General features: G+C 65.4%; 23 protein-coding genes. 11 read left to right on the top strand and 12 right to left on the bottom strand.

Features of this window, described 5'->3' with window-relative positions:
• The 6 genes from ISS20_RS12950 to ISS20_RS12975 all read right to left on the bottom strand — a co-directional run.
• The coding region (locus tag ISS20_RS12950; protein ID WP_291437188.1) for an AAA family ATPase at positions 1-527 on the bottom strand (527 nt) is incomplete at its 3' end.
• A gap of 132 nt (positions 528-659) precedes the next feature.
• A complete protein-coding gene (gene hslV, locus ISS20_RS12955; RefSeq protein ID WP_056059237.1) occupies positions 660-1,226 on the bottom strand; it encodes an ATP-dependent protease subunit HslV in 567 nt (188 codons plus the stop codon).
• Between the two features lie 169 nt (positions 1,227-1,395).
• A complete protein-coding gene (locus ISS20_RS12960) occupies positions 1,396-3,135 on the bottom strand; it encodes an STAS domain-containing protein (protein WP_291437191.1) in 1,740 nt (579 codons plus the stop codon).
• Positions 3,136-3,182: 47 nt separating this feature from the next.
• A complete protein-coding gene (gene dksA / locus ISS20_RS12965) occupies positions 3,183-3,980 on the bottom strand; it encodes an RNA polymerase-binding protein DksA (RefSeq protein ID WP_291437193.1) in 798 nt (265 codons plus the stop codon).
• Between the two features lie 197 nt (positions 3,981-4,177).
• Positions 4,178-5,239, bottom strand: a complete 1,062-nt coding sequence (locus ISS20_RS12970) for a GTP-binding protein (RefSeq protein ID WP_291437195.1) — start codon at positions 5,237-5,239, stop codon at positions 4,178-4,180.
• Positions 5,240-5,364: 125 nt separating this feature from the next.
• Positions 5,365-6,600, bottom strand: a complete 1,236-nt coding sequence (locus ISS20_RS12975) for a class I SAM-dependent methyltransferase (RefSeq protein ID WP_291437197.1) — start codon at positions 6,598-6,600, stop codon at positions 5,365-5,367.
• A 240-nt stretch (positions 6,601-6,840) separates the two neighbouring features.
• Here ISS20_RS12975 and ISS20_RS12980 point away from each other — a divergent pair, with 240 nt between their 5' ends.
• Both ISS20_RS12980 and ISS20_RS12985 read left to right on the top strand, forming a co-directional pair.
• Positions 6,841-7,368 carry a chemotaxis protein CheW gene (locus ISS20_RS12980; protein ID WP_291437199.1) on the top strand — a complete coding sequence of 176 codons (528 nt, stop codon included), beginning with the start codon at positions 6,841-6,843 and terminating at the stop codon, positions 7,366-7,368.
• A 36-nt stretch (positions 7,369-7,404) separates the two neighbouring features.
• On the top strand, positions 7,405-9,054 hold the full coding sequence (locus ISS20_RS12985; RefSeq protein ID WP_291437201.1) for a methyl-accepting chemotaxis protein: 1,650 nt from the start codon (positions 7,405-7,407) through the stop codon (positions 9,052-9,054).
• A 38-nt stretch (positions 9,055-9,092) separates the two neighbouring features.
• Here the strand turns inward: ISS20_RS12985 and lepB are convergent, their stop codons facing one another.
• The 4 genes from lepB to dapF form a co-directional block, all read right to left on the bottom strand.
• On the bottom strand, positions 9,093-9,761 hold the full coding sequence (lepB, locus tag ISS20_RS12990) for a signal peptidase I (protein WP_291437203.1): 669 nt from the start codon (positions 9,759-9,761) through the stop codon (positions 9,093-9,095).
• A gap of 122 nt (positions 9,762-9,883) precedes the next feature.
• Positions 9,884-10,861 carry a tyrosine recombinase XerC gene (locus ISS20_RS12995; RefSeq protein WP_291437205.1) on the bottom strand — a complete coding sequence of 326 codons (978 nt, stop codon included), beginning with the start codon at positions 10,859-10,861 and terminating at the stop codon, positions 9,884-9,886.
• A 56-nt stretch (positions 10,862-10,917) separates the two neighbouring features.
• Entirely contained in the window at positions 10,918-11,607 is a 690-nt protein-coding gene (locus ISS20_RS13000) for a DUF484 family protein (RefSeq protein ID WP_291437207.1), read from the bottom strand.
• Positions 11,604-12,485: a diaminopimelate epimerase gene (dapF, locus tag ISS20_RS13005; protein WP_291437209.1), complete on the bottom strand. Its 882-nt coding sequence runs from the start codon at positions 12,483-12,485 to the stop codon at positions 11,604-11,606. Before dapF ends, ISS20_RS13000 begins: the two co-directional genes overlap by 4 nt.
• A gap of 127 nt (positions 12,486-12,612) precedes the next feature.
• On the opposite strand from dapF, the gene ISS20_RS13010 reads away from it, so the two are divergent.
• Positions 12,613-13,317, top strand: coding sequence for a glutathione S-transferase N-terminal domain-containing protein (locus ISS20_RS13010; protein WP_291437211.1), 705 nt, complete (start codon positions 12,613-12,615; stop codon positions 13,315-13,317).
• A gap of 120 nt (positions 13,318-13,437) precedes the next feature.
• On the top strand, positions 13,438-13,635 hold the full coding sequence (locus tag ISS20_RS13015) for a hypothetical protein (protein ID WP_291437212.1): 198 nt from the start codon (positions 13,438-13,440) through the stop codon (positions 13,633-13,635).
• Between the two features lie 25 nt (positions 13,636-13,660).
• On the opposite strand, the gene ISS20_RS13020 is transcribed toward ISS20_RS13015, so the two are convergent.
• Positions 13,661-14,545: a LysR family transcriptional regulator gene (locus tag ISS20_RS13020; protein ID WP_291437214.1), complete on the bottom strand. Its 885-nt coding sequence runs from the start codon at positions 14,543-14,545 to the stop codon at positions 13,661-13,663.
• Positions 14,546-14,669: 124 nt separating this feature from the next.
• Here ISS20_RS13020 and ISS20_RS13025 point away from each other — a divergent pair, with 124 nt between their 5' ends.
• Positions 14,670-15,872 carry an MFS transporter gene (locus ISS20_RS13025; protein WP_291437216.1) on the top strand — a complete coding sequence of 401 codons (1,203 nt, stop codon included), beginning with the start codon at positions 14,670-14,672 and terminating at the stop codon, positions 15,870-15,872.
• A 7-nt stretch (positions 15,873-15,879) separates the two neighbouring features.
• Here the strand turns inward: ISS20_RS13025 and ISS20_RS13030 are convergent, their stop codons facing one another.
• Positions 15,880-16,749 carry a LysR substrate-binding domain-containing protein gene (locus tag ISS20_RS13030; protein WP_056059282.1) on the bottom strand — a complete coding sequence of 290 codons (870 nt, stop codon included), beginning with the start codon at positions 16,747-16,749 and terminating at the stop codon, positions 15,880-15,882.
• A 98-nt stretch (positions 16,750-16,847) separates the two neighbouring features.
• On the opposite strand from ISS20_RS13030, the gene ISS20_RS13035 reads away from it, so the two are divergent.
• The 6 genes from ISS20_RS13035 to ISS20_RS13060 all read left to right on the top strand — a co-directional run.
• Complete coding sequence (locus tag ISS20_RS13035; RefSeq protein ID WP_291437217.1) at positions 16,848-17,810, top strand: tripartite tricarboxylate transporter substrate binding protein; 963 nt, start codon at positions 16,848-16,850, stop codon at positions 17,808-17,810.
• A 92-nt stretch (positions 17,811-17,902) separates the two neighbouring features.
• Positions 17,903-18,655, top strand: a complete 753-nt coding sequence (locus ISS20_RS13040) for an Asp/Glu racemase (RefSeq protein WP_291437219.1) — start codon at positions 17,903-17,905, stop codon at positions 18,653-18,655.
• Between the two features lie 80 nt (positions 18,656-18,735).
• Positions 18,736-20,433 (top strand): MBL fold metallo-hydrolase, encoded by a 1,698-nt coding sequence (locus ISS20_RS13045; protein WP_291437221.1) that lies wholly within the window; start codon positions 18,736-18,738, stop codon positions 20,431-20,433.
• Between the two features lie 31 nt (positions 20,434-20,464).
• Complete coding sequence (locus ISS20_RS13050) at positions 20,465-21,250, top strand: rRNA pseudouridine synthase (RefSeq protein WP_291437226.1); 786 nt, start codon at positions 20,465-20,467, stop codon at positions 21,248-21,250.
• Positions 21,251-21,459: 209 nt separating this feature from the next.
• The gene (locus ISS20_RS13055; protein ID WP_291437228.1) at positions 21,460-22,686 is read left to right on the top strand and encodes a YjgN family protein; all 1,227 of its coding nucleotides are present in this window, start codon (positions 21,460-21,462) and stop codon (positions 22,684-22,686) included.
• A gap of 2 nt (positions 22,687-22,688) precedes the next feature.
• Positions 22,689-23,845: M48 family metallopeptidase (locus ISS20_RS13060; protein ID WP_291437224.1), on the top strand; the 1,157-nt coding region annotated here is incomplete at its 3' end.

The following is a 23,845-nucleotide window of genomic DNA, read 5'->3' on the forward strand; positions in this document are numbered from 1 at the left end:
GCCACGTCGATCTCGATCTCCTTGTCATCCAGTGCACCTTCGCGCAGCTTCTTGCGAAAGACCTGGCGGGCCGTGTTGTCAGCGGCGGGTTCGCTGCCTGCCGCTGCGCGGGCTGGGGGGATCAGCACGTCCAGGATGCGTTCCTCGGCGGCATCTTCGGCGCGGGTGCGCACCTTCTTCATCTCGGCCTCGCGCGTCTGCTTCACAGCCATCTCGGCCAGGTCGCGGATGATGGAATCCACGTCCTTGCCCACGTAGCCCACTTCGGTGAACTTGGTGGCCTCGACCTTGATGAAGGGCGCATCGGCGAGTCTTGCAAGGCGGCGTGCAATCTCGGTCTTGCCCACGCCGGTGGGGCCGATCATGAGGATGTTCTTGGGCGTGATCTCCTGGCGCAGGCTGCCTTCCACCTGCTGGCGGCGCCAGCGGTTGCGCAGAGCGATGGCCACGGCACGCTTGGCGCTGGCCTGGCCCACGATGTGATGGTCCAGCTCGGAGACGATTTCCTGGGGGGTCATGGACGACATACAGGTCTTCCTGGTATCAAATGGGGCTGAAGCGCCAGTGCATCATGCACTAGCAGCTATAAAAATCAGAGCATTCAACCCTCCATGCGCTGACCGTGAGGCCAGCGCGGGGCCTGCTCCACCGTCGTACGCTCAGAGCGTCTCGATGGTGTGGTTCATGTTGGTGTAGATGCAGAGTTCGCCCGCAATTTCGAGCGACTTTTTCACGATCTCTTGGGCAGACAACTCGGTGTTCACCAGCAGCGCCTTGGCCGCCGAGTGCGCATAGGCGCCCCCCGAGCCAATCGCCACGATGCCTTGCTCGGGCTCCAGCACGTCACCATTGCCGGTGATGATGAGCGACGCGCTGGCGTCGGCCACGGCCAGCATGGCTTCGAGGCGGCGCAGCACCCGGTCGGTGCGCCAGTCCTTGGTGAGTTCGATGGCGGCGCGGGTCAGGTGGCCCTGGTGCTTTTCCAGCTTGGCCTCGAAGCGCTCGAACAGCGTGAAGGCGTCGGCCGTGGCCCCGGCAAAGCCTGCCAGCACCTTGCCGTGGTAGAGCTTGCGCACCTTGCGCGCCGTGCCCTTGACCACGATGTTGCCCAGCGTGACCTGCCCGTCGCCGCCGATGGCGACCTGGATGCCGGAAGGCGTCTGGCGACGCACACTGAGGATGGTGGTGCCGTGGAACACCGGATGGTTGTCTTGTGATGAGTCCATAGCTGCGGCAGGTGGGGATCGTCACCCATTTTGCAAGCCAGCCCTCATGAAGGACAGCACTCACCCCAAGGTCGCTCTGGGCAATAGAGAGGAGAGGCAGCTTGGCTGGAAAGCCCAGAGGGACCAAGAGAGAGGGCCATACAGCAGCCCATGACGAGGGAAGCCCGCGCTAGTTCTTCCGGGGCACCACCCAGGCGTGCTCGTTGATGCCGATCACGTTGAAGAAGATCGCCACCAGCCGCTGCAGGTTATGGAACTGGATCACATGGCCATGACCCTGCTGCTCGGCCGCCCAGTTCAGCACGGAGCCTGCGGCTGCAAAATCCACCCGGATCAGCTTGTCGCAGGCAATGGTCAGTGGCACGCCGGGCTTGAAGTGCGCCTGGAACGGCTGCAGCAGGGGCGTGGCATCGCCATCGATATAACCACTCAGTTCTGCCACCGGCCCCATCTCCAAGGGCGCTGGAGCCGACAGCTCACCAAGATCGGAGGCCGCAAAGTCATTGTCAGCCGCCAGAGGTGCCGAGCCTGACGACCCGCCTTCGTTGTCCGAATATCCGCAGCGCGGCGACACCCAGGAGGGCGGAGAGACTTCGTAGGTCACGCAGTAGTCCAGCGCCACCAGCTCAAACTCGTCAGGCTTGCCCATGAGGCGCATGGCGGCCATGCGCAAACGCCACCACTCGGGGCTGTTCGAGCGGTCGCCCGACTGGGTCTTTGCGTCGAGCAAGGCATGGAGCTTTTCCACGCCCGAAAACACGATCTGGACATCGCGGTCGGCCCACAGGCTGAATTGGTCGGCCAACAGGGGCACTGCAGCCTCATCCATGGAGACAAGGCGCGACCAGGACAGTGTCCAAGGCGATGCAGCACGGGCCAGCGAGGCCTGCAGGGCCGCGACCGAAGAAACGGCCACGGCGGGCGGGGCGTTCCAGCTGAAATCGCGGCGCATGACAGCGGCTGGCTCAGCAGAAGGCGCCACCTCCACAGCCAGGCCCAATTGCGCCGGGATGGAAAACCACAGCGGCGCCGAGCGGCCATATTGCGCGGCAAAGTCGATGGCCAGGGTGTCAAAACGGTCGTGCTGCCCGGTGGCACGGTACAGGTCGAACAGCGTCATCCAGATTTCCAGCTGCTGTGCTGGATCGTCCTGCTGGTGCTGGGCCAGCACCTCCAGCAGGCCGGACTCAGCCCCTGCATGGTCACCATTGGCAAACCGGATAGCGGCTTCTTCAAGATCGGGTTCGTGCACGAATTCCTCCGGTTCGAATGCGGGCGCGGGCGCAGCCGTGGGAGCCGCAGGGCTGAAGGATGCTTCGACGGGTGGGGGGCTGCCTGGCAGCATGGTGGCATCTGTGCCACCAAAGCGGCCAATGGCCATGCTGTCATCAGCGAACAGGGGCTGAACGGCGGGTTTGGTGTCCAGCGGGGCAGACAGGCTCCCGGGCACTGTGGGCGCATAGGCACGGGCTTGTTCTTCCGCAGACGCCTCCGTGCTGGAGTCAGGCATGACCCCCGGCTGGGTGGGGGCGTCGGCGCCCTGCTTGCTCTTCCACCACTGCTGGGACATCTGCGCTTCGATCTCGTCGATCTTCTTGAGCGTGACGGCCCGCTCGTCGGGCGATGCCATGCTGTTCTGGAAGAACGAAGGGCGCCCTGCGGCGTCTTCCACCCGCTGCCCGTGCAAGACCTCGCGCTGGCGCAGCTTGCGCAGCTGATCGAACTCGCGGCGCCGCACAAAATCGTTGCGGCGCTTGCGCTCGATCATCTCCTTGAGCATCTGCTTGCTGTACTGGCTCTCCCGGTCGTCCTGGAGGGAGTCCAGCTCCGTCCAGTTGACGGTCGGATTCTTCACGAACCGCACCACCTTCGATAGCAGGCCGCCAGGGGTGGATTCTTCCTTGCTCATGGCTCAGGGTGCAGAGTGCGCGCGTTGATCAACAGGCGGGGGCCTGCTCAATCCCCAAACATCTTCTGCTTGAGTTCGCGGCGTTGCTGCGCTTCGAGCGACAGCGTGGCGGTGGGGCGTGCGATCAGGCGGCCCACACCAATGGGCTCACCGGTTTCGTCGCAGTAGCCGTAGTCACCCGCATCAATGCGGGCAATGGATTGTTCGATTTTCTTGAGCAACTTGCGCTCGCGGTCGCGGGTGCGCAACTCCAGTGCGTGCTCTTCTTCGATGGTGGCGCGGTCGGCCGGGTCGGGCACCACCACGGTGTCCTCACGCAGGTGTTCGGTGGTTTCGCCGGCACTGTTGTGGATGTCCTGCTTGAGCTGAACGAGCTTGAGGCGGAAGAACGCCATCTGCTTTTCGTTCATGTACTCGCTGTCGGGCATGGCCATGACTTCAGCGTCGGTCAGCTCGGCGACGGACTTGGTTTTCCAGTTGTTCGCCAGCTTGGGGTCTTTTTTGGCAGCCGTGTAAGTGGGCTGCGCTTGCGCGGTCGTGGGCATGGTGTGTTGATAACTGGCTTTGGCAGCGGTCGAAGCCACCGTCTGTGCCATGGATGGTACGGTCAATTGGGCCAATCGTGAAGAAGGCCGGGTTGTGCGCACGGGTACCTGCGAGCCCGCTTGCAGTGCGGGCACCGGAGCGGGTGCCGCCACGGCCGGGGGCGCGACCACCTTGGGTGCCGCAGCAGCCTTGGCAGTGGCCTTCGCAGCAACTTTGGGTGCCGCTGGGGCGGCGGCGCTTTTCGCCGCGGCAGGGGTTGCCTTGGTGGCCCCCTTGGATTTGCTGGTGTCGGCTTTCACTTCCTGGTCTCCTCGCAGTACGGGCGGGCCCCAGCTGCATTCGCAGCCAAGGGCGTGTGGCAAGCCTTCCGGGGTCTAGAACCTGTTCACAGGTTCTTGCCGGGGCGCGATTGTATCGACCTGGGCTGACGCAAACGGAAACGTTGCAGATACAACACAAATCGGGCTCCATCGCCCCCTCGGAACCGGCGAACAGGTCAAACCAGGCTTTGCTCCAGCCCCTGCAAGAAGATGTCCTTGGGCAGGTCAATGCCAATAAAGACCATCTTGCTGGTACGCGGCTCGCCCTCGGCCCACTGGGGGCCCAGGTCGCTGCCCATGAGCTGGTGCACGCCCTGGAATATGACCTTGCGCTCAGTCCCTTTCATATTCAGCACCCCTTTGTAACGCAGCATGCGCGGGCCGTAAATATTGACGATGGCGCCGAGGAAGTCTTCGAGCTTGGCCGGGTCGAACGGGCGGTCCGAGCGGTACACAAAACTCTTTACATCGTCATCGTGGTGATGGTGATGACCATGGCCGTGCTCATGCTGGTGCGAGGGGTGGCTGCAGTGCTCGCCGTGTTCGTGGTCATGATCATGGTGGTCATGCCCATCCCCTTCTTCCTTGAGGAAGTCCGGGTCGATGTCCAGCTTGGCATTGAGGTTGAAGCCCCGCAGGTCCAGCACCTCCTTGAGGGGTACCTCGCCAAAATGCACGGCCTTGATGGGCGCGCGCGGGTTCATGTGCTTCAGGCGATGGATCAGCGCCTCGGTCTCGTCCTCGGATACCAGATCGGTCTTGGACAGGAAGATCTGGTCTGCAAAGCCTACCTGGCGACGCGCCTCCTGGCGGTCATTGAGCTGCTGCGGCGCATGTTTGGCGTCCACCAGCGTGATGATCGAGTCGATGAGGTAGGTCTCGGCAATCTCTTCGTCCATGAAGAAGGTCTGCGCCACCGGGCCCGGGTCGGCCACGCCGGTGGTCTCGATCACGATGCGGTCAAAGTCGAGCAGACCCTTGCGCTTCTTGGCAGCCAGCAATTGCAGGGTTTCGCGCAGGTCTTCGCGGATGGTGCAGCAGATACAGCCATTGCTCATCTGCACGATCTGCTCCTTGGACTCGGTCACTAGGATGTCGTTGTCGATGTTCTCTTCGCCGAACTCGTTCTCGATCACGGCGATCTTCTGGCCATGGGCTTCGGAGAGCAGGCGCTTGAGCAACGTCGTTTTGCCCGAGCCCAGGAAGCCGGTGAGGATGGTGACGGGAATCAGTGCCATAAATCTGTCTTTCAAGGGAATCAATACTTGCGCTGCGGCCCGGCGCCGCTCTACGCAACGTCCCAGCCGAGGGACTCATTTTTCAGTGTATCGAGGCTGTCAAGCCCTTGCAGGGTACGGATAGCTCACGCCTTGCGCATCACCACCAGTCCCTTGAGGTATTCGCCTTCGGGAAACTCCAAGGTCATCGGGTGGTCGGGCGCACCGCCCAGGCGTTCCAGGATGTAGCCATCCACGCCCGCATCGGCCCCCGCCGACGCAACGATCTTGTGGAACAGGTCGGCGCTGATGCCACCCGAACACGAAAAGGTGAACAGCACGCCGCCGGGAGTGAGCAACTGCAGCGCGAGGCGGTTAATGTCCTTGTAGGCGCGCGCGGCGCGCTCGGCATGGGCCGCCGTGGGGGCGAATTTCGGTGGATCCAGAATGATGGCGTCAAAGCGCTGGCCCTCCTTGAGGAACTGGCGCAGCGAGGCGTTCACGTCAGCATCGAGGAAGGTCGCCCGGTTGGGATCAAAACCGTTGAGCGCCACATGGGAGCGAGCGCGCTCCAAGGCCGGGCCCGACGAATCGATGGACGTCACATGCCCATCGGCCAAGGCGCCTGCTGCGCGCATGCCCGCCAGCGCCGCCACACTGAAGCCGCCGGTGTAGCAAAAGCAATTGAGCACATGCTTGAAGCCCAGGCGCTGTGTGTAGTCGGCAAAGCGCTTGCGGCTGTCGCGCTGGTCCAGGTAAAAGCCGGTCTTATGGCCCTGGGCGATGTTCAGCGTCAGGCTCCACTGGTGCTCGCGGATAGTGAGTTCGAGCGGTGGCCCTTCGCCATCGCCTGCCGCGCCCGTGGGCCCGCCTCGTAGCCAGCCGGTAGCGGGCTCTAGCCCCTCCAGGGCACGCACGCTGGCGTCCGAGCGCTCATAGAGCTTGGTCAGACCCGTCTCGCGCAGCAGCGCATCGGCAATCACGCCCTTCCAGCGCTCGGTGCCTGCGCTGGTGAACTGGGCCACCAGCGTGTCGCCATAGCGGTCCACGATGAGCCCAGGCAGGCCGTCTGACTCGCCATGCACCAGGCGCACGCCATCGCTTTGCACATCAAAACGGGCTCTAGCGATTATGGAACGTGCGCAAGCAGCTATTAAAAACGGAGCATCAATACGCTGTGCCTCGTCAAAGCTCCACACCCGGGCACGAATGCGTGAGCTGGGGCTGTAGGCGGCCCAGGCCAGAAACTGGCCTTCGTGCGATTCCACGCGCACGGTCTCGCCGCTATCGCCGCCGCCCTTGGCAATGGCCGATTCAAAGATCCAGGGGTGGCGGCGCAACAGCGAGCGCTCTTTGCCTGCGCGAAGTCGAAGGGTTTTCATGACCCAGATTGTGCGGGCTTGCGGGGGCTGCCGAACTCCCAGACGACGGAAAAACGCATGTAGCAACACCGCCGCGCCCGGCAATGCCCGCCCCGCGCTCGGTCATCCCCCAACACCGCCAGACCCGTTCGAGCGCCCCAAGCCAGCAGGCGGCATGTCGTCTCAAAATCTCATATTTGACAAATATGATTATCAATCGATAAAATTACGGAAATTGTCATTTTTATCACAAACATTCCTATGAGCCCCCCCGCCACGCTACCCAGCATCACCCGCCGGGCCCCCGCGCCAGGAACGACCCAGGCCGTGATGACCGACTTGCGCGAATTTCTGACCTTTCAGGTCGGCAACGAAGAATATGGGGTTGACATCCTGCGCGTACAGGAGATCCGGTCGTACGAGAAGCCCACCACCATCGCCAATGCGACGGGCGAGTTGCTGGGTGTGATGAACCTGCGCGGCGTGATCGTGCCCATCCTCGACCTGCGCCTGAAGCTGGGGCAGATCGCCGTGCACTACGACCACCTCAAAGTGGTGATCGTGCTGCACATCGGGCAGCGCACGGTGGGCGTGGTGGTGGACGGCGTGTCCGACGTGCTCACGCTGGAGCGCGAGCAACTGCGCCCCGTGCCCGCTCTGCGCGGCAACGTCAAGCCAGAGCACTTGCTGGCCATCGGTTCGGTCGGCAAACGCATGCTGATCCTGCTCGACATCGAGCAATTTCTTTCCAACGCTGTGACGGGCGAAGCACAGGCCACCAGTCACTGAGCAACCACATACACCACTAAAAAAACTGGCCCTACCATGAACTTCAACGACCTGAAGATTTCGACCCGGCTCACGCTGGGCTTTGGCTTGATGGCCCTGCTCATCGGCATCATGGGCTCACTGTCCATGGTGCTGGCGCACAGCGCCGATACGGCGTTTCACTCCATCATCGACGACCGCTTTCCCAAGGTGCTCAACCTGCATGTCGCAAAGGAAGACGTTACCGCAGTGGAGTTGGCCCTCACCCAGATGCTGCTGGACACCAGCGCTGAAAACATCCAGCGGCACCAAGCCACCATCAACAACAAACGACAACAGATCACACAGCTGTTTGACACCCTCGGGCAAAAGATCACCTCGCCCCAAGGCAAGGCTGCGCTGGCCGAGACACTGCGAGCACGCAGCGAATACGCCGCGCAGCTGTTGCGCTACTCAGAACTGGCCAGCGCCGGCCGGATGGACGAAGCACGGGCCATCCTGACGGGCCCCATGGTGGCGCCGCGCAAGGCGTATTTCGATGCACTGGACGGGCTGATCGCCTACCAGGAATCGCTGGCCAAGACGGCCCAGGCCGATGCTGTAGCTGCTGTGTCTACGATGAATGTGTCTGTGCTGTCGCTCACAGGGCTGGCCCTGGTGGCTGGTGTGGTGATTGGCCGTCGCATCGTGCGCACCACCACCGAGCCCCTGCGCTGCGCTGTAGACGCTGCACGCGCTGTAGCGGCAGGGGACCTTAGCCTGCCCATCACCTACCGTGGCACCAACGAAACCGCACAACTGCTCAAGGCATTGCGCGAGATGCAGCAATCATTGGTGCATCTGGTAGGCCAGGTGCGGACCAACAGCGACAGCGTCTCCTACGCATCGGCTGAAATTGCACAAGGCAACAACGACCTCTCGGCCCGCACCGAACAACAGGCCAGCGCGCTCCAAGAAACCGCAGCGTCGATGGAGCAACTCAACGCCACCGTGCGCCAGAACGCCGAGAACTCCCGCCAAGCCAACCAGCTGGCCCAGACCGCCACATCAATCGCAGTGCAGGGCGGAGAGGTGGTGGCGGATGTGGTGCGCACCATGAAAGACATCAACGACAGCAGCAGCAAGATCTCCGAGATCATCGGCGTGATCGACTCCATTGCGTTCCAGACCAACATCCTGGCGCTGAATGCTGCCGTAGAGGCTGCCCGTGCAGGCGACCAGGGCCGCGGCTTTGCCGTGGTGGCTACCGAGGTGCGTGTACTGGCCAGCCGCTCGGCAGAAGCCTCGCGCGAGATCAAGGGTCTGATCAGCACCAGCGTGGAACGCGTGGAAGCGGGCACTGCACTGGTGGACCGTGCAGGTCAAACCATGAGCGAAGTCGTCACCTCCATTCGACGTGTCACCGACATCATGGGTGAGATCAGTGCAGCCAGCACTGAACAAAGCCAGGGGGTCGACCAGATCAACGATGCCGTGACGCAGATGGACCATGCCACACAGCAAAATGCCGCCCTGGTCGAGGAAATGGCCGCAGCCGCTGCCAGCCTGAACCAGCAGGCGGGCGATCTGGTCCACACGGTATCCACCTTCAAGCTGCCTCAAGCACAGGCCCAGGTCCCATCCCAGGAGCTGCGTGCTGTCGTGCAGCACCAGACAACACACCGCCCCTTGCTCGGGCGCGCCCATCTGCCGATGGCAGCCGCCTGACCCGTCCAACCGGGCGGCTCTGCATTTGCTGGACCAGGCTACAGTGCCTTGCCAAAGCGCTCCAGGCGCGGCGCCCAGTGGCCCAGCACATCGGCAGACAGCAACACACGGTGCGCCTGACCGATGAGCAGATGGCGCGGCACCAGGCCGATGTAGCGCGAATCGGCGCTGTTGTCACGGTTGTCCCCCAGCACCAGGTATTCGCCCTCGGGCACCTGCACAGGATCGAAACTGCTGCGCGCAGTCACGCCCTGCAGCCACTGCACGCGGCGCTCATGCCCCAGCAGGCGCTCCGTCCAGCGGGTGGCGGTGAGCGTCTGGCCCGGCAGCACCAGCTCCTGCACCGAGTCAGGCCTCTCATATTCGGCAGCCTGGCCGTTGATGTAGAGCACCTCGTTGCGCATCTCCACCGTGTCTCCGGGCAAGGCAGCAATGCGCTTGATCAGGCGGGTGCCGTCCAGCGGGGACGAGAAGGTGACCACATCGCCGCGCTGCGGATCATCGATGTGCGCCAGGATCATGTCCGTGAGCGGCAGCTTGAGGTCGTAGGCCAGGCGGTTGACCAGCACCACGTCCCCCTCCAGGAGCGTGGGCCGCATCGAGCCCGAGGGGATGGGATTCCAGTCGGCCACGGCGGTGCGAAAAACGCCAAAACACAACAGCAACACGATGAACCACCGGTTCGATTGGATCCAGTTCAGCAGCATGACAACAGCTCCCAGGCGCTCCACAGCGGGCGCGACGTTGTTCGGAGGCGCCTGGTTGTCACTTGGTTCCGCCAGGCTGACGGAAGGGGCGCAGTCACGGCCATAGCCCCATACGCAGCGGCTCAGGGGGACTTCTTCCTCGCACGCGGATGGGCCGCGTCATAAACCTTCGCTAGGTGCTGGAAATCGAGCCGGGTATAGACCTGCGTGGTGGTGATGTTGGCGTGGCCCAGCAGCTCCTGCACCGCGCGCAGGTCACCGCTGCTTTGCAGCAGGTGGCTGGCAAACGAGTGGCGCAGCATGTGCGGGTGCACCGGCGTGGTCAGCCCCGCTTGCTGGCTGCGCTGGCGCAGGCGCAACCAGATCGACTGGGCCGTGAGCCGCGCGCCGCGTTGGCCCACAAACAAGGCGGTATCGAGCCGCGCAGAACCATCCCCACCGAAAGGCGCGGCCCGCAGCGCCAGCCAGGTCTGCAGCGCTGCGGTGGCGGCACGGCCCACTGGCACGCTGCGGCGCTTGCTGCCTTTGCCGAATACATGGGCTTCGCCCGCCTGTAGGTCGACCCAGCCACGGCCCAGGCGTTGAGTATCGGTATTGGGAATGGCGTCAAGCCCGGCCAACTCGCCCACGCGCAGGCCACAGCCGTACAGCAGCTCCACCATGGCGGCGTCCCGCGCCTCCAGCCAGGGGTCGGCGCCGGTGTTGTCGAATTCGGCCAGCCGCACGGCGTCGTCCACCCCTAGCGCCTTGGGCAAGGGCTTCGGCGCCTTGGGCGCGCGCACGTCCTGCACCGGGTTGTGCGGAATCAGCCCCTGCCGCCCCGCCCAGATGAAAAATCCGCGCCACCCCGACAGGATGAGGGCAATACCCCGCCCGCTGCGGCCGCCGCTGTGCATCTGCGCGACAAAGCGGCGAATGTGAGCGGTCTGCAACTGCAGCATCGGCACATTCACGCCGGCCGCAAACTGCGCCAGTTTTTCGAGGTCGAGGGTGTAGAGCGTGAGCGTGCGCGCGGCCAGCCGCTTTTCGACGCGCACATGCTCCAGATAACGCAGGACGTGGGGGTCGAGCGTGGTGGGTGCCGCGGGCGTTTCAGACATGGGGGCCGTGGCTGAGACGCCGCTGAGCAGGCAATGGCGGCTGGGCTTGCGACTGCTTACTGCAGCCGCAGAAGGGCGGCGCTGGCCAGCTCTGCCATGCGCGACAAAAAGTCGGTGCCCATCGTGGCATCAAAACGCTGCGGATCGTGCGAGCCCAGCACCAGCAGGCCAAACGCAGGCGTGGCGCTGTCGATGGCGCCTGCGCGCAGCGGCAGCAGGGCCAGCGACTGGGCAGGCTCACCGGCCTCTTGCGCCAGCCAGCCCGCAGGCTCAAAACCCAGGTTGGGCCCGCAGAACGGCATGGTCAGCGACGAGGCAAATGCCCGCGCGTCCTCGCTCGCGCCCTGGGTGAAGTCGGCGTCGATGTAGGGCGCTGCCACCTCCCACACACGCACCGCCGCCTGGGGCACGTCGAAGACGGTGCGCACGCCATCGACCACGGCCTGGGGCAGGTCGAACGGGTCGCGCACCTGCAGCAGGCTGCCCGTCCACTGGTGCACCTTGTGGGCAATGGCGGCGTTTTCGGTGCTGTTGCGCACCATTTCCATGATGCGATGTTCCAGACCCTTGATCTTCTCGCGCAGCATCTCGGCCTGGCGCTCCTGCAGGCTCACCGCACGCGCACCGTGTGGACTGGTGATCTGCACGCTGGCAAGCACCTCTGCATGGCGCTCGAAGAAACCCGGCGTGTTGGTGAGAAACTGAGCGATGTCGTCTTCGGTGATCGGAGGGATGTGGGTAGTCATACGAGCGTGTCGGGAATGTCGATCTGGCCCTCGAACACCGTGGTGGCGGGGCCGGTCATGAAAACGGAATCGGTGTCGGCGCCGCTCCACGCAATGGTGAGGCGGCCGCCGCGCGTGTCCACATGCACCTCGGGGTCCAGCAGGCCCAGGCGGATGCCGCTGGCTACTGCCGCACAGGCGCCGGTGCCACAGGCCAGGGTTTCGCCTGCGCCGCGCTCGAACACACGCAGGCGCACATGGGAGCGGTCCACGATCTGCAGGTAGCCTGCGTTAACCCGCTGGGGGAAGCGCACATGGCGCTCGATCAGCGGCCCCGTCTGCGCGACCGGAGCGGTGTCCACGTTGTCCACCAGCTGCACCGCATGCGGGTTGCCCATGGAGGCAACAGCTATCAAAACAGAAGCACCCTGGGCATATTCTTCTAGCGCCAGCGGCCATTTTTGCCCCGAACCCTGCTGCACGGGCGTGAGACCAGTGGCATCAAACGGCACCTTGGCGAGATCGAACTCGGGCCGCCCCATGTCCACCGTGACGCGGCCGTCACCCGTGAGGCGGGGTGCAATCACGCCGCTTTTGGTCTGCACGCGGAGTGTGTCCTTGCCCGACAAACCCCGGTCGTGCACAAAGCGCGCAAAGCAGCGCGCGCCGTTGCCACACTGCTCCACCTCGCCGCCATCGGCGTTGTGGATCACGTATTCAAAATCGATGCCGTCACCAGGAGAAGGCCGCACGGTGAGGATCTGGTCGGCCCCGACTCCGAAGTGTCGATCTGCCAGGAAGCGGTATTGGGCCGTGCTCAACCCCAGGCGGCCCTGGGTTTCGTCGAGCACCACAAAATCGTTGCCCGCGCCTTGCATTTTGGTGAAGCGAATCTGCATGGGATGGGATTATGGCCTCGGGCCTGCGCCAACCGGCGAGGCGGCGTAGGCTTGATGCCTTTTCCCTGTCTGCACTACTGCCACCTCCACAACCCCGGCCCCGCGCCACACCCACCAAGCCTCCGCCATGACTGATTTGTCTGCCTTCGCCATCACTCACAAATGGCACGCCCAGCACCCGGACCGCCTGCAGCTGTATTCGCTGCCCACGCCGAATGGCGTGAAGGTGTCGATCGCGCTCGAAGAACTGGGCCTGCCGTACGAGCCACACCTGGTGAGCTTTGAGACCAACGACCAGACCTCGCCCGAGTTCCTGTCGCTCAACCCCAACAACAAGATCCCGGCCATCCTCGACCCCCATGGCCCGGGCGGCCAGCCGCTCGCCCTGTTCGAGTCCGGCGCCATCCTGCTGTACCTTGCCGACAAGACCGGCCAGCTGATCCCGCAGGATGCCGCTGCGCGCTACGAAACCATCCAGTGGGTGATGTGGCAAATGGGCGGCGTGGGCCCCATGTTTGGCCAGCTCGGGTTCTTCCACAGGTTTGCGGGCAAGGACTACGAAGACAAACGCCCGCGCGACCGCTACGTGGCCGAATCCAAGCGCCTGCTGGGCGTGCTGAACCAGCGCCTGGCGGGCCGCCCATGGGTGATGGGCGACCAGTACACCATCGCCGACATTGCCATCCTGCCCTGGGTGCGCAACCTCATCGGCTTCTATGGCGCGGGCGACCTGGTGGAGTTTGGCCAGTTCGCCGAAGTGCAGCGCGTGCTCGATGCGTTTGTGGCGCGCCCGGCGGTGGCCAGGGGTCTGGCGATTCCGGCACGCGGCTGACGGCGGGCGCCAGGGCGCCTGGGTTTCTCATCGGCCCTTGATCTTGATCATGCCGCGCAGCCCGGCACCCGGCCGCCACGCACCTACCATGGGCCTCCTCAAAAAAACAGGGAGTGCCCCATGGGATTGACCGTTGATGTTCTTCAGGATCTGGACCTGCACGACCTCCAGGCTGCCGCCCGTGCAGCGCTGCAGGAAACGAACGCCATCGCCTTGATCGAGTTGCTGGAAATGCTGTGGAGCTGCGATGTGGAGGGCGCCAACGCCGTCATCGACGCCGTGCTGCAGCGCCTGCAGCAACTGCGCGCCCTGCGCTGACGGCGAGCCTGCAAGGCAGGCCTGCTCAGCCCAGACGCTCCTGCAAAAAATCCAGAAAACACGCAATGCGCGCAGCCAGCTGGGTGTTGCGGTAGTACACCGCGCTGATGGGCTGGCGCACGTCCACTGTGTCCTTGGCCAGTAGCTGCACCAGGTCGCCGCGCGCACGGTCACCGGCGGTCATGAAATCGGACAGGCACACGATGCCCACCCCCTGCAGCGCAAGCTGGCGCAACGTTTCGCCGTTCGACGCGGTGAGGCTGGGCACGATGGGCCAGGCATCGCCATGCTCGCCCCGCAGCGGCCACTGGTTCAGCGACTCGGGCTGGTTGAAGCCCAGCAGCGAGTGCCGCGCCAGGTCCGCCACGCTCTTGGGCTTGCCCGTCTGCGCCAGGTAGTCGGGATTGGCCAGCAGCCGCAAGCGGCTGGTGCACAAGGGGCGCGCGTGCAGGGTCGAGTCCTGCAGTTGTCCGATGCGGATGGCCACGTCGGTGCGCCGCTCCAGCAGATCAATGTACGTCTCGTCCGTGTCCAGTTGCAGGGTGATCTGCGGATACGCCTTGCGAAACGCCGGCACCAGCGGCACCACGGCGTGCAGCATGAAGGGCGTGGCCGCATTCACCCGCAGGCGGCCCGCGGGCTGCTGGCGGCGCGCAGCCATGTGCTCCTCGGCGTCGTCGATGGAGGCCAGGATGGCGCGCGTGCGCTGCAAAAAGGCCTGCCCCTCCTCGGTCAGCTCAGTGCGGCGCGTCGTGCGGCGAAGCAGCGTGGTGTCCAGCTTTTTCTCCAGCCGCGCCAGTGCCCGGCTGATGCCAGAGACAGTCTGGCCCAGTGCGTCGGCTGCAGCCGTGATCGAACCGCCATCCACCACAGCCACAAAGGCCTGCAGTTCTTCCAGCGTGGTTTTCATGGGTGCTCCTGGCGCTTTGATTGTTGATTTTCAGTCAATTATCAATGGCACTTCATCCTCTTTTTCTGCAAGACCCAAACACCCACACTCCAGGGCCCGAAAGTTTGAAAACTGGAGTTTGCCCATGCCCATTGCCTTGCTCGCGCTGACGCTCAGCGCTTTTGCCATCGGCACGACCGAGTTCGTGATCGTTGGCCTGCTGCCCACCGTGGCGGCAGACCTTTCCATCAGCATCCCCTCGGCGGGCCTGCTGGTCAGCCTGTATGCCCTGGGTGTCGCCGTCGGCGCCCCGGTACTCACCGCACTCACCGGCAAGCTGCCGCGCAAGGCACTGCTGCTGGCGCTGATGGCGCTGTTCACCGCCGGCAACCTGCTGGCCTGGCAGGCACCCAGCTACGAGACACTGGTGGCCGCGCGCATCCTCACCGGGCTGGCGCACGGCGTGTTCTTCTCCATCGGCTCGACCATCGCCACCGGCCTGGTGCCGCGCGAAAAGGCCGCGAGTGCGATTGCCATCATGTTCACCGGCCTTACGGTGGCCCTGGTCACGGGCGTGCCGCTGGGTACCTTCATCGGCCAGCACTTTGGCTGGCGCGAGACCTTCCTGGCCGTGTCAACCCTGGGCGCGGCAGCCTTCATCGGCAGCGCCCTCTTCGTGCCGCGCAACCTGGCGCATACCCCGCCCGCCTCGCTGCTGCAGCAGGCCAAGGTGCTGGCCGAGCCGCGCCTGCTGCTGGTATATGCCAAGACGGCCATCGGCTACGGCGGCACCTTCATTCCGTTCACCTTTCTCGCGCCCATCCTCACCGACATCTCGGGGTTCAGCGCGGGTTCGGTGGGCTGGGTGATGCTGGTGTACGGCGTGTCCGTGGCCGTGGGCAACCTCTGGGGCGGCAAGCTGGCCGACCGGCTGGGCCCCATCCCTGCGCTGCGCATCATCTTTGCGCTGCTGGCTGCCGTGTTGCTGCTGCTGCAGTTCACCGCGCCCCACCCCTGGCTGGCGGTGGGCACCGTGCTGCTGTGGGGCGCCGTGGCATTCGGCAATGTGCCGGGGCTGCAGGTGTATGTGGTCAAGCAGGCCGAGCGCTTCACGCCGCAGGCGGTGGACGTGGCCTCGGGCCTGAACATCGCAGCGTTCAACCTGGGCATCGCCGGCGCCGCGTGGGCAGGTGGTCTGATCGTGACGCACCTGGGCCTGCAGCACACGCCGTGGATCGGTGCGCTGGTGGTGCTGGTGTCGCTGGCCCTCACGCACTGGAGCGGTGTGCTGGACCGGCGCAGCGGCATCCCCGTGCGTGCCGCTGGTGTGATGCCTGTGGGGCACTGAGCCCACCTCAGCCCGCCATCACCCGCACGAAAGCCGGCACCACGCCCAGCAGGTCGTCGCGCCGCTGCACCGCATGCACATCGGCGCGCGGCGCTTTGGCGCCCAGGGGCTTGAACACCACGCGCGGCCCGAACAGCATGCCCAGGGACGAAGGCACCAGGGCCACGCCCAGCCCGGCCGCCACCAGGCTCAGCACGGCGGCCAGCTCCACCGTGGTCTGCGCCACCCGGGGCGCAAAGCCGGCCTGCACGCAGCACTGCACCATGTGCTCGGCATGGGCCGACGAGTCGCGGCGCAGCATCACGAAGGCCTCGCTGCGCAGGTCCTTCAAGGCCAGTGCCTTGCGCGCCGCCAGCGGGTGGCCGGGCGGCAAAGCCGCCACCACAGGGTCGGGCCACAGCAGGGTGCTGGCGAGCTGGTCGTCGTTGACGGCCGTGCGCGAGATGCCCACATCGATGCGTTTGTCGCGCAGGGCCGCCTGCTGCAGCGAAGGCTGCATCTCGTGCAGCACCACATCCACGCCCGGATGGCTTTGTCGGTAGCGCGCCAGCGCCGCCGGAAACGGCCCGAGGAAATGCGAGCCCGACAGCCCCACTTCAATGCGCCCGGCCTGCCCCTGGCCGATGGCCGCCACACGCTGGCGCGCCGTGTCCAGCCGCTCCAGCACAGCGCGTGCATCCACCAGATAGGCCTGGCCTGCCAGCGTCAGCTCCACGCGCCGGCTGGTGCGCACGAAGAGCTGGGCGCCCAGTTCTTGCTCCAGCTGGGCGATCTGCAGACTCAGCGGCGGCTGCGAGACATGCAGGCGCTGCGCGGCGCGTGTGAAGCTCAGCTCTTCCGCCAGGGCGACGAAGTAACGCAGATGGCGCAGTTCCATTGATACTTTTCAGGTCTTGATCAAGACCAACAATATATTGGACTGCGGATTCGCTTGTTTCCACAATACCCTGACTACAACATCTGGTGGAGACGAACATGACGATCAAGCACAGCCTGCTGGCTGCCACGCTGGCCCTCTCGGGCCTGGCCATGGCGCAAGACAACTACCCCAGCAAGGCCATCACGCTCACCGTGCCCAACCCGCCCGGCGGCGTGGTGGACACCTCGGCCCGCCTGCTCAACGAGCCGTTGGCGCGCGTGATCGGCCAGCCGGTGGTGATCGACAACAAGGCGGGCGGCAGCGGCAACGTGGCCTACGGCGCCGTGGCCCGCGCAAAACCCGATGGCTACAACCTGCTGATCTCGTACTCGGCCTACCACGTGGGCAACCCGGCCCTCACCCCCAACCTGCCCTGGGAGGCCAAGGACTTCGCCCCCGTCGCGCTGCTCACCGTGGCCACCAACGTGATTGCCGCTCACCCCTCGGTGCCAGCCAACAACCTCAAGGAATTCATCGCCTACCTCAAGGCCAACCCGGGCAAGGTGAACTACGCCTCGCAGGGCAACGGCTCACTGTCGCACATCGGCACCGAGATCTTCAAGCAGCAAAGCGGCACCTTCATGACCCACATCCCCTACCGTGGCTCGGGCCCAGCGGTGGCCGATGTTCTGGCAGGCCAGGTGCAGGTGTTCATCACCACGCCACCGTCGGTCATGCAGCATGTGGTCAGCGGCAAGCTCAAGGCCTTTGCCGTCACCGGCACCAAGCGCCACCCGGGCCTGCCCAACGTGCCCACCGTGGCCGAGGCCGGCATGCCCGACTTCAAGCTCGAAGCCTGGGTGGGCCTGTTCGCCCCGGCCGCCACGCCACCCGCCGTGGTGGCCAAGCTCACGGCCGATGTGAAGAAGGCGCTGGACATGCCCGAGACGCGCCAGCGCGCCGACGCGGCGGGCATCGAACTGCGCTACCTGCCGCCCGACGCCCTCGGTGAGCTGGTGAAGACCGAAACCGCCTACTGGGCCAAGACCATCAAGGCCGCCGGTATCAAGGCCGACTGACAGGCCCACAGACATCCCCTGCGCGATCCCATTTCCGGCGCTCCGCGCGCCGGGCGGGCAGCGCTTTGCCCATTGACTCCTGAAAGACCACCATGCAACGCACCTACCGCATCGGGCAGATCGTGCCCAGCTCCAACACCACCATGGAGACCGAGATCCCGGCCATGTTGCGCGCCCGCGAGCAGATCCTGCCCGAGCGCTTCAGCTTCCACGCCAGCCGCATGCGCATGCAAAAGGTCACCAAGGAAGAGCTGGCCGCGATGGACCGCGACTCCGACCGCTGCGCGCTGGAGCTGTCGGACGGCAAGATGGACGTGATGGGCTATGCCTGCCTCGTGGCCATCATGAGCATGGGCCTGGGCTACCACCGCGCGTCCGAAAAGCGGCTGCATGAGGTCACCGTGGCCAATGGCAAGCCCGCGCCCGTGGTGTCCAGCGCAGGCGCGCTGGTCGAAGGGCTCAAGGCCATGGGCGCGAAGAAGGTGTCGGTGCTCACGCCCTATATGAAGCCGCTGACCCAACTGGTGGTGGACTACATCGAGCACGAGGGCATTGCCGTGCACGACAGCCTGTCGCTGGAAATTGCCGACAACCTGCAGGTGGGCGCGCAGGACCCCGCCGCCCCGGCCCAGCTGGTGCAACGGCTTGACACGCGCGGCGTGGACGTGGTGGTGATCTCGGCCTGCGTCCAGATGCCCTCGCTGGCGTCCGTGCAGATGGCACAGGACCAGTTGGGCATTCCTGTCGTGTCCGCTGCAGCCTGCACCACCTGGGCGATGCTCAAGCGCCTGGGGCTGGAAACGCGGGTACCCAACGCAGGGGCCCTGCTCTCTGGCACCTACTGACCTCCCGAGGGGCGCCAGGCCTCCCCGTCGACGAAAGCAGTTGGCCGGCAGGCTGCAGGGCAACGCCGGATAATGGCCCGATGCCCCGCTCCAGCCAACAACTCCATCCCCACCGAGAACCGGTAGCCACCCGCCCCGCCGCCACCGTGCTGCTGCTGCGCGATGTGCCTGACGGCGGCGGGCTCGAAGTCCTCATGACCCGGCGCTCGGCCACGGCCAGTTTTGCGCCTGGCGCGTATGTGTTCCCCGGCGGGGGCATTGATGCGCTGGACGCTGCGCCCGCCACGCACGCCACCGCCGACCGCCGCCCCACACAAAGCGACCAGCACCTCACCCAGGCGATTGCTGCCATCCGTGAGAGTTTTGAAGAGCTGGGCGTATTGCTGGCGCGCCATGTAGAAGGCCCCCGCCATGGGCAGATGGCCGATGCGCAGGACATTGCCGCCATCGACCGCCACCAGCCGTTTGCCGCTCAGTGCGCCGCACGCGGACTGCGCCTGGCGGCCAATGGGGTGTACCTGCTGGCCCACTGGACGGCCGACCGTGACCTGGCGCGCCGCTTTGAAGTGCCCTTTCTGGTGGCCCGCATGCCCGAGGGCCAGGAGCCCGTGGCGGACGAGGCGGAGCAGTTCGAGCCCGTGTGGGTGCGCCCTGCCGACGCGCTGGCGCGGCACGAGGCGGGGCAGTTTTTCATGATCTTCCCGACCATTCGCACGCTGCAGCGCCTGGCCCAATTTGCCAGCACCCAGGCGGTGCTGGACGCCGTGGCGCACGAGCAGCCCCTGTGGGTCAGCTGCCCGCGCGCGGGCCTGCTGGGAGGCAAGGAGGCGCGCTACATGGAAGACGAAATGCCGTTTGGCGAGCTGGCGCTGGTGTGCCCCGACGGCCAGATCGTGCACCCGCTGGACTGGCAGACCGAGCGCCCCGTGCCGCTGCTGCGCAATGTCATGCGCCTGACGGCCCCCAACCCCGGCGTGATGACCGGCCCCGGTACCAACAGCTACCTGGTGGGAGACCCGGCCACGGGCTTCATCGCCATCGATCCCGGCCCGGCCGATACCGAGCACTTGGACAAGCTCTGGCGCGCAGCGGGCGGCGACATTCGCATGATTGTGTGCACCCACTCGCATGCCGACCATTCCCCAGGCGCCGCACCGTTGCAGGCGATGTGTGAGCAGGCCGGCAAGGCACGCCCGCCCGTTCTGGGCCTGCCCTCCGCCCCCACGGCGCGTGCCGCCAGCCTGTTCACACCCGATCGATCGCTACAAAATAGTGAGCTGCTCGTGCTGGAAGGACTAGCGCCTGAAGGCAAAATCACCCATACCCTGCAGGTCATCCACACCCCGGGCCATGCGGCCAACCATCTGTGCCTGCTGCTGGTGGAAGACGCGCTGCTGTTCAGCGGCGACCACATACTGAACGGCAGCACCACGGTGATCGACCCGCCGGACGGCAACATGGCCGACTACCTGGATTCGCTGGACCGGCTCGATGCGATCTGCGCCGAGCATGGCGTGGACTTCATCCTGCCCGCCCACGGCTACGTGCTGGGAGGCCCGTTCTACGCGGCCCGCAGCGCCATCGCCAGGCTCAAGGCCCACCGCCTGGCGCGCGAGGCCAAGGTGCTGGCTGCCATGCAGGCCCTGCCGCAGGGCAGCATGGAAGACTGGGTGCGCCACGCGTACGAAGACGTGCCGCCGCGCATGTGGCCCGTGGCCCAGCGCTCGCTGCTGGCGCACGTGGAGCGCATCCGCTCTCTGCAGCCCGGCAATGACTGAACCACAAGAACACCAAGATCGCTTTGATTCAATGACCGACAAGAACCCTGACCCCACCCACATCCGCCTGGCCAAACGCGTGGCCGAACAGCTGAGTTGCTCGCGCAGCACGGCCGAGCAATTCATCGAGGGCGGCTTTGTGAGCGTGGACGGCCAGATCGAGGAAGCCCCCGGGGCGCGCGTGCGCCCCGATCAGGCAGTGACGGTCGCACCCGATGCCAGCCTGCTGGAGCTGACCCCAGTGACCTTGCTGCTGCACAAGCCAGCGGGGTTTGAAGCGGGTCTGGGCCTGCCGGCCGGGCAGGCGGCCCACGCCAGCCGCAGTCAGGGTGCGCAACAGGCGCTCACGCTGCTCAGCGCAGCGTCCCACCTGCCGGAAGACGCCTCGGGCATCCGCGTGCTGCAACGCCACTTCAAGCAGCTCGAATGCTTCACCCCGCTGCCCACCGAGGCCAGCGGCCTCGTGGTGTACACGCAAGACAAGCGCATCGCGCGCAAGCTGGCCGAAGACATCGAGTCGCTGGAGCAGGAGTGCATCGTCGAGGTCAAGGGCGACATGGCGCCCAATGGCCTGCAGCGCCTGTGCCATGGCCTCACGTTCAATGGCCGCCCCCTGCCCCCCATCAAGGTGAGCTGGCAGAACGAGACCAAGCTGCGCTTTGCGCTCAAGGGCATCCGTCCCGGCCAGATACCGGCCATGTGTGACACCGTCGGCCTGACGGTGGTGGCCATGAAGCGCATCCGCATCGGCCGCGTGCCGCTGGCCAAGGTGCCCGAGGGGCAGTGGCGCTACCTGCAGCCGTGGGAGAAGTTCTGAGGCTCCTTCCACCGCGCAGCGCCCCATACGCCCGTTCAGGGCAGGCGGGGCACATATGCTCCTGAAAACATAGCTGTCAGCGCTTTGACAACAAGCGCTTCAAGCCTTTTTCATTTGAATTCCTTCGATCCACACCGCTGCTACACTGCGCAGCACTCTGGAGGGAGTTCATGAACACAAACCAATCGTCTGGCGGCGCTGCGGGGCCGATGTCCACCTTCATGCCAATGAACATCGATGCCCACCCGCTCGAGTTCACGGGCAGCGGGGGCGAGTATTTCCGGGTCTGGATCGTCAACGTGCTGCTGTCCATCGTCACGCTGGGCATCTACACCCCCTGGGCGCGCCGCCGCACCGCCCAGTATTTCTACAGCCACACGCTGGTGGCCGGCAGCCCCCTCGAATTCACCGCGCAGCAGCGCAAGATGGTGATGGGCTTTGTGCTGCTGATGCTTCTGACCATTGCCTACAACCTGGCCGCCAACACCGGGCAGGACACGGCGGTGGGCCTGTTCCTGCTGGCGGGCGCGGCGCTGGCGCCCTTCATCTGGGCCAGCGCCATGCGGTTTCGCCTGGGGGCCACCCGGTGGCGCGGGCTGCGACTGCAGTTCACTGCCAGCTGGAAAGAGGTCTACATCGCCAGCTGGCCTGTGTTTGCGCTGGCGCTGGTGTGGTTTGGCGTGTTCTATGGTCTGCAGCTGCTGTCGCCCGACCTGGCCCAGGCGCTGGAGGCCATCGAAGAAGAGGGCAAGAAACAACCCATGCCCCGCTTCACGCCCGCCATGGGCGGCCTGGTACTGCTGGGCCTGGTGCTGTCGGTGCTGTGCGTGATCCGCATGGAGTACAACTTCAAGAGCCTCTTGGTGCTCAAGGCCCAGGTGGGTGCCGAAAAAGGCCGCTGGAAGCCGGTCTACATGGACTTCGTCAAGGTGTGGCTGGCCACCGTGGCCGTATTCATCCTGTGCGTGGTGGGGTTCTCGGCGCTGATCGGCATCCTGGCGGGCAGCTCCATCGCCCTGGTAGCCAGCCAGAGCGACCGCCTGGGTCTGTGGATGTTTGTGGTGATCATCGTGTCCGTCATCGTGGGCATCTTCATGCTGATCCTGGCGTCGGCCCCCGCCCGCGCATACCGCGAGGCGCGCATGTTCCAGCTGATGTGGAACAACATCGGCGTGAGCCACGTGGCACGCTTCAAGTGCCACCTGCCCAGCAGCCGCTACGTGTGGCTGCGCATCAAGAACATGCTGCTCACCCTGCTGACGCTGGGGCTGTACCGCCCGTTTGCGCGGGTCAGCGAATACCGCATGAAAGTCGAGTCCGTCACCCTGCACGTCAAAGGCGGCGTGGAACAGGTGGCGGGCGCCATGGTGCGCCAGCAACAGGGCGGCCTGGGCGATGCGCTGGCAGATGCTGCCGGTCTGGACCTTATCGGTTGACCATGCCCGCACCCGATCACCCCGCCCTGGTCCCCGGGCGCTGGTTTGACGGCCAGAGCAGCAAGGCCCGGCCCGTGGTGGTGGGCCTGCGGCCCACACCGGAGGGTCCGTCGATGGTGCTGCACCCGCTCTCACAGCCAGGAGCCGAGCCGGTCGTGTTTGCCTGGCGGGATGTAGGCTGGCCCGAGGCCTGGAACGAGCGCAAGCCGCAGCCCCGTGTGGTTGTCGATCTGCGCGACCATGGCAGCGTAGAGATCGACGCCGTGACCGAGTGGCGCGCCGCACTGGCTGCTGCAGGCGAGCGCCCGGGCATCGCACAACGCATGCAGACCCACTGGCCCGTGCTGCTGGGCGTGACGGCCGCCGCCGTCATCGGCCTTACGCTGTTCTACCGCTACGGTACGCCCTGGGCGGCCACGCAGCTCACGCGGTTTGTGCCCATCAGCTGGGAAACCAGCGTGGCCGAGAACGTGCTCCAGCAGATGGACAACGGCACCTTGAAGCCCAGCAAGCTGCCCAAGGAGCGGCAAGACCAGCTCAAGGCGCGTTTTGATGCCCTGGTGCAGCAAACGCCCCCTGGCCTGCAGCGTTACTCCGGCTACCGTCCCCCCTTGTCGCTGGAGTTCCGGTCCGGCATGGGTGCCAACGCCTTTGCACTGCCCGGCGGCAAGATCGTGATGACCGACGGCATCGTGAAGGCAGCGGCCGACAAGGGCCTGGACGACAACGCATTGGTGGGCGTGCTGGCCCACGAGGTCGGCCACGTGGTGCAGCGCCACACCACACGCATGGTGGTTCAGCAGGGGGTGCTCAACATGGGGCTGGGGCTGGCGCTGGGCGACGTGTCGGGCATCGTGTCTACTGGCGCGTCCTTGCTGACAGGCCTGGCCTACAGCCGCAGCCACGAGCGCGAGGCCGACTGCTATGCCATCGCCGTCATGCGCCACGCCGCACTGCCCACGGCGCCCATGGGCCAACTGCTGCTGGCGATTGCGCGTGATGAGGACAACGAAGACACCGAGAAAAAAGACCAGGGCAAGGGCCCGACCGCCGCGGCATCGGCGCCCTCCTCCGGGGCCAGCACACCCGAGGCAGCACGCCAGCGCAAGGTGGCTCAGGAGATCGGCTCGCACCCTGTCTGGTCGCTGCTGAGCAGCCA

The organism is Acidovorax sp., from assembly GCF_016783915.1.
Lineage (GTDB): Bacteria > Pseudomonadota > Gammaproteobacteria > Burkholderiales > Burkholderiaceae_C > Acidovorax.